Source organism: Burkholderia singularis (assembly GCF_001718875.1).
Classification (GTDB): domain Bacteria; phylum Pseudomonadota; class Gammaproteobacteria; order Burkholderiales; family Burkholderiaceae; genus Burkholderia; species Burkholderia singularis.
In genome coordinates this window covers 1417437-1431090 of record NZ_CP013448.1, presented here as the reverse complement: position 1 = coordinate 1431090, position 13654 = coordinate 1417437, and the positions used below count along the sequence as shown (strand labels likewise).

Below are 13654 nucleotides of genomic sequence, written 5' to 3'. Positions count from 1 at the left end.
TCGATGTATGGGAAAATACGCGGTTTATTGCCCGTCTCGCGTCATGGAATCCGCTTTCGACCGCGCTTTTGCTGCCCACCGCGCCGGCCGGCTCGGCGACGCCGAACACGGCTATCGCACCGCGCTCGCGTCCAACCCCGACGATGCCGACGCGCTGCATCTGTTCGGCGTGCTGCGGCATCAGCAAGGCCGGCACGGCGAGGCGGCCGATCTCGTGGGCCGCGCGGTCGCGCTGCGCCCGCACGACGCTGCGTTGCAACTCAATCTCGGCAACGCGTTCAAGGCGCTCGGCCGGCTCGACGACGCGATCGAGCGCTTTCGCAACGCGCTCACGCTCGCGCCGGATTTCCCGCTCGCGCACTACAACCTCGGCAACGCCTATGCGGCGCAACAGCGGCACGACGACGCCGTCGCCGCCTTCGAGCGCGCGCTCGAACTCACGCCCGACGATGCGTCGATCCACAACAACCTCGGCAACGCGCTCAACGCACTCGGCCGGCACAGCGACGCGCTCGCGGCGTTTCGCCGCGCGCTCGCGCTGCGCCCCGGTCACGCGGGCGCCCACAACAATCTCGGCATGGCGCTCGCCGCGCTCGGCGAGTCGGACGCCGCGATCGCGCACTTTCGGGCCGCGCTCGACGCCGAGCCGCGCTTCGTCGCCGCGCATTTCAATCTCGGCAACACGCTCGATGCGATCGGCCGGCACGCGGATGCGCTGCCCGCCTTCGAAGCCGCCCTCGCGCTGCAGCCGCAGCTTGTGCTTGCCCGCTTCGGGCTCGCCAACGCGCTCGCCGCGCTCGGCCGCCATCATGACGCGCTGCCGCACTACGAGCGCGTGGTCGGGCTCGATCCGTCGTTCGTGCTCGGATGGCTCAATCTCGGTACCGCGCACCACGCGCTCGGCGCATACGAGATGGCACTGCGCGCATTCGATCAGGCGCTGCGGCTCGATCCCGCGCACGCGCTCGCGCAAATGCATCGCGCGGTCACGCTGCTTACGCTGCGCGACTTCGCACGCGGCCTGCCCGCCTACGAAGCGCGCCACGCGCTGCCGGGCGCGGCGCCCCTCGGGCCGCTGCCGCGCTGGCAAGGCGAGCCGATCCCGGACCGCACGCTGCTCGTGTGCGCCGAGCAAGGCTTTGGCGATACGCTGCAGTTCGTGCGGCTCGTGCCGCTCGCGCGCGAGCGTTGCGCGCGCCTGATCCTGCAAGTGCAGCCGGAGCTGCTGCCGCTGATCGAGCCGATGGCGACGCGCTGGCGCGTGAACGTGATCGCGAGCAGCATCGACAGCGTTGCGGCCAAACAGGCGAGCGGCGCCGATCTGGTCTGCCCGCTGCTGAGCCTGCCGTTCGCGCTCGGCCTCGAATATGACGCGATTCCGTCGAACACGCCGTATCTCGACATCCCCGAGGCCGCGCGCCGCCGCTTTCGCGGCTCGCTCGGCGGGCACGCGAAACGCAAGTTCGGCATCGCATGGTCGGGCAGCCGGCAGACGCAGGAAAATCGCGCGTTGCCGCCCGCGATGCTCGCGCCGCTGTTCGCACTGGCCGACATCGACTGGATCGTGCTGCAGCCGGCGCTGCCCGATGCCGATCGCGCGTGGCTCGACGCGGCGCCTGCCGCGCGCGTCCACCGGCTCGACGGCCTGACCGACTTCGCGGCAACCGCCGCGCTGATCGACAAGCTCGACGGCGTCGTGTCGATCGACACGGCGGTCGCGCACCTCGCGGGTGCACTCGGCAAACCGCTTTGGCTGATGCTGCCGTTCGCGGCAGACTGGCGGTGGAGCACGGCAGACGACTGTCCTTGGTATCCGGGCGCGCGGCTCGTGCGGCAACCGGCTCCGGGGCGCTGGCAGGAAGTCGTCGCCACGATCGCCGCAGAGATCGGCCAACGCGCGGCCGCGCCCGGCAACGCGCCATCGCTCGCCGCGGCGCGGCGCGGGCGGCAAGCGGCCGAATGACGTTCGCGGCCGGCGTGCCGCTGTTTATTCACGCGTATCCCGGCGGCGCAGGCATCGGCGCCGGCCAAGCCGCCCGAGATTGCCGCACGCCATGCCGTCACGCATCGCCCCTTCGGCCCAGCGGCGTTCGCCGTCACATACGACGCCCGTTGCACGGCCCATGGCCATGCCGCCCATAAAAAAACGGGGCGCTCACGCGCCCCGCCCTTCGTTGCCGCGAATGACGGCGACCCTATCGATGCCCCGGCCGCCCGTTCGGTCATCCCGTCGTCTTGTATTGATTGCGCGCGTGCGGCGAGCGGTACAGCACCAGCGTCGCGATCAGCCCGCAGATCGCCGCGAGACCGAGCCACAGGCCCGGCGCGGCCTTGTTGCCGGTATCGTGGATCAGCAGCGTCGAGATGGCCGGCGTGAAGCCGCCGATCGTCGTCGCGAGACTGTACGCGAGCGAGAAGCCCGCCGTGCGCACGTCGGCCGGCATTACTTCGGTCAGCGCGACGACCATCGCACCGTTGTACGACGCGTAAAGGAACGACAGCCAAAGCTCGACCGCCAGCAGCCGCGCGAACGACGGCGCTCCGACGAGCCACTGCATCGCCGGATACGCGGTGAGGATCGTCAGCGCGGTGAACGTGATCAGCACCGGCCGGCGGCCGATCCGGTCGGACAGCGCGCCGGACAGCGGCAGCCAGATCAGGTTGGAAATGCCGATGCACACGGTGACGACGAGCGCGTCGATCGCCGACAGATGCAGCACTTCCTTGCCGAACGTCGGCGTATAGGCGGTGATCATGTAGAACGACACCGTGGTCATGATCACCATCCCCATGCCGGCGAGCACGGTGCCCCAATTCGCGACCATCGACTTCATGATCTCGCCCATGCTCGGCCGGTGGCGCTTCGCGAGAAACTCGTCGGTCTCCTTCAGCGAGCGGCGGATCAGGAACAGGAACGGCACGATCAGGCAGCCCACAAAAAACGGAATGCGCCAGCCCCACGCCGTCATCTGCTCGGCAGGCAGCGCGCGGTTCAGCATCACGCCGATCAGCGCGGCGAATACGACGGCCACCTGCTGGCTGCCTGACTGCCACGACGTATAGAAGCCTTTGTGGCCCTTCGTCGCGATCTCCGACAGATACACCGACACGCCACCCAGTTCGACGCCCGCCGAGAAGCCTTGCAGCAGCCGCCCGAGCAGCACGAGCACCGGCGCGAGCATGCCGATCGACGCGTAGCCCGGCGTCATCGCGACAGTCAGCGTGCCGAGCGCCATCAGGCCGAGCGTCAAAATCAGGCCCTTGCGGCGACCGTGGTGGTCGATGTACGCACCGAGCACGATCGCGCCCACCGGGCGCATCAGAAAGCCCGCGCCGAATACCGATAGCGACAGCATCAGCGACGCGAACGCATCGCCGTTCGGAAAATAGGTTTTGGCGATCGCGGACGCGTAATAGCCATAAACCATGAAATCGTACATTTCCAGGAAGTTGCCGCTGACAACGCGGAACACGGTCCTGGCCTTGGATTCCTGCTGGAGGGCGGGGGACGCGGAAGTCATGTCTCTCTCGATAAGGCGGCGCCGCTCACCCGACGAGCGGCGAACGGCGCGATTACATTGTGTTTCTTGCCCGGCACTTGCCGGGACGGTGCAGGCGCGAGAACGCGCTGCACCGTACCCGTCATCTTACTGCGAACCGTCGACGGATGTGTCAAAACGACGCACATCGATGCACGAAATACGCTAGAAAAGCGATGAAAACGACAGAAGCGTGCAGATTGATACGGGTTTTCCCGGAGCTTGTTGCATGGTAGATGCTTTCACGCAGCCGTAGGCAAACGTGAAATAACAAATAGCCGACGAATATCTTTCACGTTTACGACGAACGGCAGACTCACGCTCAAAAAGAAAACGGCGGATCGCGTCACGATGCGATCCGCCGTCCACGCGCTCATCGGAGCGCGCCATATTCATCGCGAACCCGCAAGATACGGGCACGTTTGCCGAATACCGATTCCGCCCGATTACAGCCGCGTATCGCGCGCGGCCCGCAGGAACGTATCGAGAAGCGGCGTGCAATCGAGCAGTTCCGGGCCGCCCGCGCGATGGAATTCCGGATGCCATTGAACCCCGACCACGAACGGCGCGCGGCGATACCGGATGCCTTCGATGATGCCGTCCCCCGCGGACACAGCCTCGATGTTCAAATCGCGGCCGAGATCGCGGATCGCCTGGTGATGGATCGAATTGACGATCGCCTCCTGCCGGCCAGGGAACATGTTGACGAGCGTCGAGCCTTTCGGAAAACGGATCGCGTGCCGATGCTGGTCGTAGCGCTCGCTGACATGCGCGCCCGCCGTCGGCACGTCGCTCGCGATGTCCTGATAGAGCGTGCCGCCGAACGCGACGTTGATGAGCTGGCAGCCGCGGCACACGCCGAGCACCGGCTTGCCCGACTCGACGAACTCGTGCAGCAGCTCCAGCTCGTACATGTCGCGGACGCGATCGCCCGGCCATTCGGGGCGCGCGTCGGCGGCCGCGTAGGTTTGCGGCGACACGTCCGCGCCGCCTTGCAGCAAGAGGCCGTCGAGATGCTTCGCGTAATCGCGCAGCCGGATGTTGCTCGGATGCAGCATGCCCTGATGGCCGACGGTGGGAATCATGAACACCAGCACGTCGCGCGACATCACCCAGTGCGCGATCGACTCCTCCAGATATTGCAACGTCTTGCCGCGCAACCCGGGCGCGCCCGGCTCCGGATGAAAGATCCGCGCCGACACGCCGATGCGCAGCGTGCGCTGCGTGATCCGCTGGCCCGCCCGGTCGAACAGCCGGCGCGCACGCGCGGCGACGATCCGGCCGAATACCGACCAGGGCGTGTCGCTTTGCTTCAGATAGGCCGGAGGCGCAGGCGATGCGGCGTTGGCCGGTGGCGGGCGCGACGTCTCGAAATCGGGCTGCGCGCCGAAGCCGGGGGGCGGCGAGCCGGGCTTCGCGCCCGACGCGGGCGTAGCCGGGCCGGATACGGCGGCGTTCGATGCCGGCGATGCGGACGCCGCGCCTCCGGATGAAGCCGCGCCACTGGATGAAGCCGCGCCGGATGCGCTGGCCGCAGCCGGGTCAGCCGCCGCCGGGCGAACCGCCGGCGAGGCGGCTTGCGCGGCATCCGCTGCCGTTGGATTGGCCGCCGGCGAACCCGCCGTTGGCGCGGGGGATGCCGACGAACGCTGCGCCGCGCCGTCTGCCGCAGTCGCAGCCGAGCCGGCGGGCCCGGAAGCCTCGGCGGCAACCGGCCGTTGCGCGTCGGCGGCCGAGCCCGGCGCGCCCGGCTCGGCGCCGACGCTCGCCGGCGCGCTGCCGGGCGCGCCGATGTCCTGCGCCGCGGCGATCTGCGCGGCGAAGGCGCCGACATGAACGCTCGCGGCCGGATGCGGCGGGCTGCCGGACAAATCGGGAGAATCGGAAGATCGTGGAGCCGTCGGTCCGGACGCGCCGGAGGAAGAGGACGATACGTTGGAAGAAACGCCGGGCTGGCCGGCCGGTGCGGGCGTGTTTTCGCTCATGACGTGGGGCGGATGCGTCGGTCACGCGGAGAATCAACGAGCGTTCATTATCCGTCAACGAGCCGCCGACGCGCGGCAAACCGGCCGACTTTCGTCCGCGCTGTTGCAAGTTCGCGTCGAAATCGAGCCGGCCCGCGCGACGTTCTACAATGCGCGAGCCGCGCCGCATTCCCGGACCTCCGGCCGCGCCGAACGCGTCGGGCCGCGCGCCATCCGCGGTTGATCCGCCGTCTTGTCCGTACTCTGTCCGTAATCTTGTGCGTATTTCGTCCACGCTTCGAGCCGATACCGCCATGACCACTTTCGCCCCCTTTGCGCCACTTGCCCGCCTCGGCGCGGATCTCGCCTGCGGCGCGACGACGAGCCGCGCGCTCGTCGAAACCGCGCTCGAGCGAATCGCCGATCCGGCCGGGCAAGGCGCGATCGCGTTCGTCGAAGTCGACGCGCAGCGCGCCCGCGCGGCCGCCGACGCGCACGACCGGTTGCGCGCGGCGGGTGTCGAGCTGTCGCCGCTTGCCGGCATTCCGGTATCGGTGAAGGATTTGTTCGACGTCGCCGGGCAGGTGACGCGCGCGGGCTCGCGCGTGCTCGACGGCGCGCCGCCCGCGGCGGCCGATGCGATCGCCGTCGCACGGCTCAAGCAGGCAGGCGCCGTGATCGTCGGGCGCACCAACATGAGCGAGTTCGCGTTCACGGGCGTCGGCCTCAATCCGCACTACGGCACGCCGCGCTCGCCGTACCGGCGCGGCGTGCCGGGCGACGAGCGGATCGCGGGCGGCTCGTCGTCGGGCGCGGCGGCGTCGGTGGCCGACGGGATGGCGGCCGTCGCGCTCGGCACCGATACGGGCGGCTCGCTGCGGATTCCCGCCGCGCTCTGCGGGCTGACAGGCTTCAAGCCGACCGCGAGCCGGATCCCGAAGCAAGGCGGCGTGCCGCTGTCGACGACGCTCGACTCGTTCGGGCCGATCGGCGTATCGGTCGCGTGCTGCGCGCTCGTCGACCGGGTTCTCGCCGGCCTCCCGCCGCAAGTGCCCGCCGTGCGCGCGCTCGAAGGCGTGCGGCTCGGCGTGCTGACGAACTACGTGACGGACGGCGTCGACGCGCACGTCGCGGCGTCGCTCGATGCGGCGCTCAAGCATCTCGAAGCCGCGGGCGCGATCGTCGAGGACACGCGCTTCGCGCCGCTCGACCGGCTGCCCGACATCAACCGCTTCGGCTTCGCGCCGATCGAAGCATACGCGTGGCACCGGCGGCTGCTCGCGCAGCATCGCGACGCCTACGATCCGCGCGTACTCGCGCGCATCCTGAAAGGCGAGCCTGCGAGCGCCGCCGATTACCTCGACCTGATAGCCGAGCGCACGGCGCTGATCGACGACGCGGCCCGCACGGTATGGCGGCATTTCGACGCACTCGTCGCGCCAACCGTCGCGATCGAGCCGCCGCGAATCGACGCGCTCGAACACGACGACGACGCATTCGCCCGCGTGAACGCGCTGGTGTTGCGCAACACCAGCGCGTTCAACTTTCTCGACGCGTGCGCGTTATCGCTGCCGTGCCATCCGCGCGACACCGCGCCCGTCGGCTTGATGCTTGCCGCCGCGCCGCACCGCGATGAAGCGTTGCTCGCGATCGGCCAGGCGGTCGAAGCGGTGCTTGCGACGATCCGGTGACAAGCGCCATGCGCGCCGCCGCACGATGTTGCCGGGAGCCGCACCGCGCCGCGCACGACAGCGCAGTGCGGCCGCCGGCCGGGCCCATCTTCCGCTCGCCCGGCTGCGCGCCGGCCCCCAGGCACGGCGCGCGGCCGCGGTGCTGAGCTAAAATCCATTCCTTCATTTTCCCGACCGCTCAAAGGCTCCCTTTCCCCGATGAACGATCTAGCGCTCCCGCTACGCCGCGAACGAAAGCGGCTCGTCCTGCTTGGCTTGGTCTGCATCGCGCTGCTCGCCGGCGCGTTGTACCTGCAATATGTGAAGCACGAGGACCCGTGCCCGCTTTGCATCGTCCAGCGCTATTTCTTCGTGCTGATCGCGGTGTTCGCGTTTCTCGGCGCGGCAATGAAAAGCGGCACCGGCGTCGCGGCGCTCGAACTGCTGATCGTGCTGTCGGCCGCCGCGGGCGTCGGCACGGCGGCGCGCCATCTATACGTGCAATTGAATCCGGGCTTCAGTTGCGGCTTCGACGCGTTGCAGCCGATCGTCGACAGCCTGCCGCCCGCGCACTGGCTGCCTGGCGTGTTCAAGGTCGCCGGATTATGCGAGACCGTCTATCCGCCGATTTTCGGCATCCTGCTGCCGGGCTGGGCGTTGATCGGGTTTGCGCTGATCCTCGTGCTCGTTGCCGCCAGCTTGCTGCGCCATCGCGCACGGCTGCGCTGACACGGCGTGGCGCGCCGGAGGAGCGGTTGAGCCGCTGCCGTGCCGCCCGCGCGAACGCTCGGCGGCGGCGCGTGGGTTTGGACAACCGGTATCGGGCTTGCGCCGCCGCGCCTCTTCGGCTTCGCTATGCCCGCCGGCTTGCCGCCGCCGACGGGCGGATGCTTCGTCGATACACTGCCACGGCGCACGATCGCGTGACGCATCCGCCGGGCGGCTCGCCGATGCGTACCGCCCGACCTGCCGAGCCAAGATGCCGCCCGACGTGCCGCCGCAGCGCCCGAGCGCCGGCCCGCCGCCACACGCGCGCCCCGCTTTGCACGCCGCCCGGAAACCTTGGCTCGGCGCGCGGATCGTAACGGCATCATGATCGCCGCCGAATAGCCCGCATCATCGCTGCGCGATACCACCGCCTTTTTGCGGTGCTATCTTGGTTCTCCGGATGGCGATCCACGTGCGCGCCGCGGGCCGGTTCCCGCTGCCGCGTAACGCGCGCCTGATCTGCATGCCATGTCCCGTGGATTCGCCATGACAACGCTACCCATCCCGACCGAACGCCACCCCGTGCGCCCGCTGCCGCGCCTTCACGCACGCGCCCACCGCCCGGCCATCACGCCCTGATTCTGGAGAAACGCCGGATGGAACCCTGGCTCGCCGATTTACAACACCTGCTCGCGCACGGCGACGCAGCCGTCCTCGTGACGGTCGCGCGCGTGGACGGCTCCGCGCCGCGCGACGCCGGCGCCAAGATGCTCGTCACGCGCGATGCCGCGCGCCACACGATCGGCGGCGGACATCTCGAATGGAAGGCGATCGAGCTTGCTCGGCAGCTGCTGAAGGAAGGCGCGCGCACGCCGCACGCGCGCCGCCTCGAGCGGCTCGCGCTGGGCCCGAGTCTTGGCCAGTGCTGCGGCGGCGCGGTCGTGCTCGCGTTCGAGCGGCTCGACATCGCCGATCTCGGCTGGGTCACGTCGCTCGCAAAACGCACCGCGGCGGGCGCGGCCACCGTGCGCAGCGTATCGTTCGGCCCCGAGCCGGATACCGTGATGCTGAGCGAGCCCGCGCCGGGCGCGGCGCACGCCGACTGCCTGCTGTGGGATACCGGCAGCGCGCCGCTGCTGACGGAGACGATCGCCCCGCAGGAGTTCCCGGTCGTGCTGTTCGGCGCGGGGCACGTCGGCGCGGCGCTCGTGCGCGTGCTCGCGACGCTGCGCTGCAGCGTGCGCTGGGTAGACGAGCGGGACGCGCCGTTCCCGCCGCCCGATTCACTCGCGGGCATCGGCAACCTGACCCTCGATGCGAACGACGCGCCCGATTCGGCAATCGACGACGCGCCCGGCGGTGCGTACTTCGTCGTGATGACGCACAATCACGCCCGCGATTTGGAACTCGCGCATCGGATCCTGCTGCGCGGCGACTACGCATACTTCGGCATGATCGGCTCGAAGACGAAGCGCATGCAGTTCGAGCACCGGCTCGCCGCGCGCGGGATCGATCCGGCGCAGATCGCGCGGATGCAGTGCCCGATCGGCGTGCCCGGCATCGTCGACAAGGCGCCGGAGGCGATCGCGGTCGCGGTCGCCGCGCAACTGCTGCAAACCGTGGACGCGCGCCGCGCCGGCCCGCGGCCGGCATCGGCCGCGCCTTTCACCCCGTTCGCCGCGGGCGAAAGTCCCCCGCCGCGCTCGAGCCCGACCGACGCCGGCATGGACTGAGCCGCGCCAAGCGCAGCCCCCGACGAACCCTCACCCCAACGATACCGTGATGACCACCCTACTCAAGAACAAAATCGCCCGCGCGCCGAAAGCGGAGCTGCACATCCACATCGAGGGCTCGCTCGAGCCGGAACTGATCTTCAAGCTCGCGCAACGCAACCAGGTGAAGCTCGCCTACGATTCGATCGACGCGCTGCGCGCCGCGTATGCGTTCACCGATCTGCAATCGTTCCTCGATATCTACTACGCAGGCGCGAGCGTGCTGCTGACCGAGCAGGATTTCCACGACATGACGGCTGCCTACGTCGAGCGCGCGCTCGCCGACCATGTCGCGCACACGGAAATTTTCTTCGACCCGCAGACGCACACCGCCCGCGGCGTGCCGATCGAGACCGCGGTGGCCGGCATCGAGCGCGCGCTCGCCGACGCCGAGCAACGCGGCCTGTCGAGCAAGCTGATTCTCTGCTTCCTGCGCCATCTGCCGGAAGAGGACGCCCTCGCGACGTTCGACGCGGCGCTGCCGCTGTTCGAGCGCTACGCGCACCGGCTGATCGGCGTCGGCCTCGATTCGTCCGAGCGCGGCAATCCGCCGTCGAAATTCGCGCGCGTGTTCGCGAAAGCGCGCGAGCGCGGGTTGAAGCTCGTCGCGCATGCAGGCGAGGAAGGCCCGCCCGAGTACGTGACCGAGGCGCTCGATCTGCTGAAAGTCGACCGCGTCGATCACGGCGTGCGCAGCAGCGAGGACGCGGCGCTCGTCGCGCGGCTCGCGAGCGAGAAAATCGCGCTCACCGTCTGCCCGCTGTCGAACCTGAAGCTGCGCGTGTTCGACGACCTGACCCGGCACACGCTGAAGGATCTGCTCGGCCGCGGCGTCGCGGTAACGATCAATTCCGACGATCCCGCGTACTTCGGAGGCTATGTGAACGACAACTACTTCGCGAGCGTCGACGCGCTGCAGCTCGGCGACGCCGACGTCTACACGATCATCCGCAACAGCTTCGACGCGTCGTTCGTCACCGCCGACGAACGCGCGGCGCTGATCGCCAAGCTCGACGCGCACTGGCACGCGGCCTGACGGCAGAACCACGCGCGCGCAGCGCCGGCAACGAACGCGCTGCCGGCGGCGACGACGCACGACGCGGGCGCGGCGGCCGGGCGCGAAACGCCCTGCGCCCGGCCCCGGCATCCGCATCACGACACATGAAGGAGAACGTGCCGATGGACACCTATCGAGGCGCCGCCGCGCCCGCGAAACGCTCGGCGCTCGAACGCCGCTTCGGCATCCGCGAATCCGGCTCGCGGCTGCGCACCGAGATCGTCGCCGGCATCACGACGTTCCTGACCGCGATGTACATCATCGTCGTCAATCCCGGCATCTTGTCGCAGGCCGGCGTGCCGTTCGCGGCGGCGCTCACCGCGACGGTGCTCGTCAGCTTTGCCGGCAGTTGCGCGATGGGGCTCTACGCGCGCAATCCAGTGCTCGTCGCGCCGGGAATGGGCATGAACGCGCTCTTCACGTTCGTCATGGTCCATGCGGGCAAGATGCCGTGGCAGACCGCGCTCGGCTGCGTGTTCTGGGCGGGCGTGCTGTTCGCCGTGCTGGCCGCGTTCAACGCGCGCCAGCTCGTCGTCGACGCGATTGCGCCGAACCTGCGGCATGCAATATCGTGCGGCATCGGGCTTTTCATCAGCCTGATCGGGCTGGTGAACGCGAAATTCATCGTCGGCGATCCGGTGACGATCGTGCATGCGGCATCGCTCAACCCGGTCACCGTCACGTTCCTCGCCGGCCTCGCGATCACGACCGTGCTCGTCGTGCGCCGCGTGACGGGCGCGCTGATGCTCGGCATCGTCGCGACGACGCTGCTCGCGATCCCGATCGGCCGCCTGTGGGGCGACGGCAGCGCATATTGGCCCGCCGCGCACGCGACGAAAACGCTCGTCAACTGGAACGGCCTCGTCGCCGCGCCGGATTTCTCGGCGATCGGCCAGCTCGATCTGCTTGGCGCGCTCAGGTTCGCGTACTGGCCGTTCATTTTCGTGATGCTGTTCACCGCGTTCTTCGACGCGCTGTCCACCTTCATGGCGATCTCCGAAGCGGGCAACCTGCGCGATCGCGACGGCAATCCGCGTAACATCCGTCAATCGATGATCGTCGATGCGTTCTCGGCCGTCGTATCCGCGCCGCTCGGCACGAGCCCCGCGAACGCGTATATCGAATCGGCGGCGGGCATCTCGGCGGGCGGGCGCACGGGCCTCGTCGCGGTGGTCGCGGGCGTCTGCTTCGTGCCGTTCCTGTTTCTGTCGCCGCTGTTGTCGCTGGTGCCCGCGATCGCGACGGCACCCGCGCTCGTGCTGGTCGGCGTGTTCATGATGGAGTCGATCACGAAGATCGAATGGCACCGCCTCGACGAGGCGATTCCCGCCTTCGTCGCGATGATCCTGATTCCGCTCACGTATTCGATCACCGAGGGCATCGCCTACGGCTTTCTGTCGTTCGTCGTGCTCAAGCTGTTCACCGGCCGCCGCCGCGACGTGAAGCCGGCGATGTGGATCGTCGCCGCGCTGTCCGTGCTGCTCGTCGCGCAACTCTGATTTCAATCGCTATTGGATTTCCAACGATGACCCAAACCGCTTTCCGCGCCCGCCTGCTGACCTTCGACGGCGAGCCCGCGCTGCTCGACGACGCGGCCCGCTTCGAAGAGGACGGCCTGCTGATCGTCGGCGACGACGGGCGCGTCGTCGCGGCCGGCTCGTATGCGGCGCTCGCGCCGCGCCTCGCGCCCGGCGCGACGCTCGTCACGCTGCGCGACAAGCTGATCGTGCCGGGCTTCATCGACGCGCACGTCCACTATCCGCAAACCGAGATGATCGCGTCGCCCGCGCCGGGTCTGCTGCCCTGGCTCGATCGCTACACGTTCCCGACCGAGCGGCGCTTCGCCGATCCCGTGCATGCGCGCGAAGTCGCCGAGTTTTTCCTCGATACGCTGCTCGCTTGCGGCACGACCACCGCGCTCGTCTACTGCACGGTGCACCGGCAATCGGCCGACGCGTTTTTCGAGGCGAGCGACGCGCGCAATCTGCGAATGATCGCGGGCAAGGTGCTGATGGATCGCCACTGCCCGGACTTTCTGCGCGATACCGCGCAATCCGGCCATGACGACAGCGCCGCGCTGATCCGCCGCTGGCACGGCCACGGGCGGCAGATGTACGCGCTGACGCCGCGCTTTGCGCCGACCTCGACGCACGAGCAGCTCGACGCGTGCGGCGCGCTCGCGCGGCAGCATCCGGACGTGTTCGTCCAGAGCCACGTCGCGGAGAATCTCGACGAAGTGCGCTGGGCGGCCGAGCTGTTCCCCGAGCGCCGCAGCTATCTCGACATCTACGATCACTACGGGCTGCTGCGCCGGCGCGCGGTGTACGGCCACTGCATCCACCTCGACGACGGCGATCGCCGCCGCTTTGCCGAAACCGGCGCGCTCGCCGCGCATTGCCCGACATCGAACCTGTTTCTCGGCAGCGGGCTGTTCGATTTCGGGCGCGCGAGCGCGCAGCGCATGGCGTTCGCGCTCGCGACGGACGTGGGCGGGGGCACGTCGTTCTCGATGCTGCAGACGATGAACGAGGCGCACAAGATCGCGCGGATGACGGGCCATCATCTGAGCGCGACGCAGATGTTCTGGCTCGCGACGGCAGGCGCGGCGCACGCGCTCGATCTCGCGGATACGGTCGGCACGCTTGCGCCGCGCAGCGAGGCCGATTTCGTCGTGCTCGATCCGGCCGCGACGCCGCTCGTCGCGCGCCGCGCCGCGCGCGCGGAATCGCTCGAGGAGCTGCTGTTCGCGCTCGCGCTGCTCGGCGACGACCGCGCGGTTTATCGGACATATGCGGCAGGGCGCTGCGTGCACCGGCGCGACGCAGCGGACGCGGACTAGGCGCCGGGCGCGACGCGCGGCCGCTGCGTCGCGGGGCGGCAAACCCCATGACCGTCGCGCCAGTAACACGGATAAACCGAAACGCACCGCGCTATTTTTTCGCTT

9 protein-coding genes are annotated in these 13654 nt (G+C 69.1%); 7 read left to right on the top strand and 2 right to left on the bottom strand.

The features are described from left to right. Positions 1-43: 43 nt before the first annotated feature. Complete coding sequence (locus AQ611_RS06550; protein ID WP_180978186.1) at positions 44-1963, top strand: tetratricopeptide repeat protein; 1920 nt, start codon at positions 44-46, stop codon at positions 1961-1963. Between the two features lie 259 nt (positions 1964-2222). Here AQ611_RS06550 and tcuC read toward each other — a convergent pair whose 3' ends face one another. Together tcuC and AQ611_RS06540 are read right to left on the bottom strand one after the other, a co-directional pair. Continuing rightward, positions 2223-3521 (bottom strand): MFS transporter, encoded by a 1299-nt coding sequence (gene tcuC / locus AQ611_RS06545; RefSeq protein ID WP_059519031.1) that lies wholly within the window; start codon positions 3519-3521, stop codon positions 2223-2225. Positions 3522-3985: 464 nt separating this feature from the next. After that, a complete protein-coding gene (locus AQ611_RS06540; RefSeq protein ID WP_083237254.1) occupies positions 3986-5524 on the bottom strand; it encodes a gamma-glutamyl-gamma-aminobutyrate hydrolase family protein in 1539 nt (512 codons plus the stop codon). A gap of 293 nt (positions 5525-5817) precedes the next feature. Between AQ611_RS06540 and AQ611_RS06530 the strand changes: the two genes are divergently transcribed. The 6 genes from AQ611_RS06530 (at position 5818) to guaD (ending at position 13549) form a co-directional block, all read left to right on the top strand. After that, on the top strand, positions 5818-7194 hold the full coding sequence (locus tag AQ611_RS06530; protein WP_069234034.1) for an amidase: 1377 nt from the start codon (positions 5818-5820) through the stop codon (positions 7192-7194). A gap of 198 nt (positions 7195-7392) precedes the next feature. Next, a complete protein-coding gene (locus AQ611_RS06525) occupies positions 7393-7902 on the top strand; it encodes a disulfide bond formation protein B (protein ID WP_069234033.1) in 510 nt (169 codons plus the stop codon). A 635-nt stretch (positions 7903-8537) separates the two neighbouring features. Further along, positions 8538-9614: a xanthine dehydrogenase accessory protein XdhC gene (xdhC, locus tag AQ611_RS06520; RefSeq protein ID WP_069234032.1), complete on the top strand. Its 1077-nt coding sequence runs from the start codon at positions 8538-8540 to the stop codon at positions 9612-9614. A 49-nt stretch (positions 9615-9663) separates the two neighbouring features. Next, positions 9664-10689, top strand: a complete 1026-nt coding sequence (locus AQ611_RS06515; protein ID WP_069235173.1) for an adenosine deaminase — start codon at positions 9664-9666, stop codon at positions 10687-10689. A 143-nt stretch (positions 10690-10832) separates the two neighbouring features. Beyond that, positions 10833-12209: an NCS2 family permease gene (locus AQ611_RS06510; RefSeq protein ID WP_059519310.1), complete on the top strand. Its 1377-nt coding sequence runs from the start codon at positions 10833-10835 to the stop codon at positions 12207-12209. A gap of 26 nt (positions 12210-12235) precedes the next feature. After that, positions 12236-13549: a guanine deaminase gene (gene guaD, locus AQ611_RS06505; protein ID WP_069234031.1), complete on the top strand. Its 1314-nt coding sequence runs from the start codon at positions 12236-12238 to the stop codon at positions 13547-13549. Positions 13550-13654: the final 105 nt, after the last annotated feature.

Bases quoted from the DNA above. Each gene is read 5' to 3' on its own strand.
- AQ611_RS06550 (WP_180978186.1), top strand. From the start codon at position 44: ATGGAATCCGCTTTCGACCGCGCTTTTGCTGCCCACCGCGCCGGCCGG.
- tcuC (WP_059519031.1), bottom strand. From the start codon at position 3,521: ATGACTTCCGCGTCCCCCGCCCTCCAGCAGGAATCCAAGGCCAGGACC.
- AQ611_RS06540 (WP_083237254.1), bottom strand. From the start codon at position 5,524: ATGAGCGAAAACACGCCCGCACCGGCCGGCCAGCCCGGCGTTTCTTCC.
- AQ611_RS06530 (WP_069234034.1), top strand. From the start codon at position 5,818: ATGACCACTTTCGCCCCCTTTGCGCCACTTGCCCGCCTCGGCGCGGAT.
- AQ611_RS06525 (WP_069234033.1), top strand. From the start codon at position 7,393: ATGAACGATCTAGCGCTCCCGCTACGCCGCGAACGAAAGCGGCTCGTC.
- xdhC (WP_069234032.1), top strand. From the start codon at position 8,538: ATGGAACCCTGGCTCGCCGATTTACAACACCTGCTCGCGCACGGCGAC.
- AQ611_RS06515 (WP_069235173.1), top strand. From the start codon at position 9,664: ATGACCACCCTACTCAAGAACAAAATCGCCCGCGCGCCGAAAGCGGAG.
- AQ611_RS06510 (WP_059519310.1), top strand. From the start codon at position 10,833: ATGGACACCTATCGAGGCGCCGCCGCGCCCGCGAAACGCTCGGCGCTC.
- guaD (WP_069234031.1), top strand. From the start codon at position 12,236: ATGACCCAAACCGCTTTCCGCGCCCGCCTGCTGACCTTCGACGGCGAG.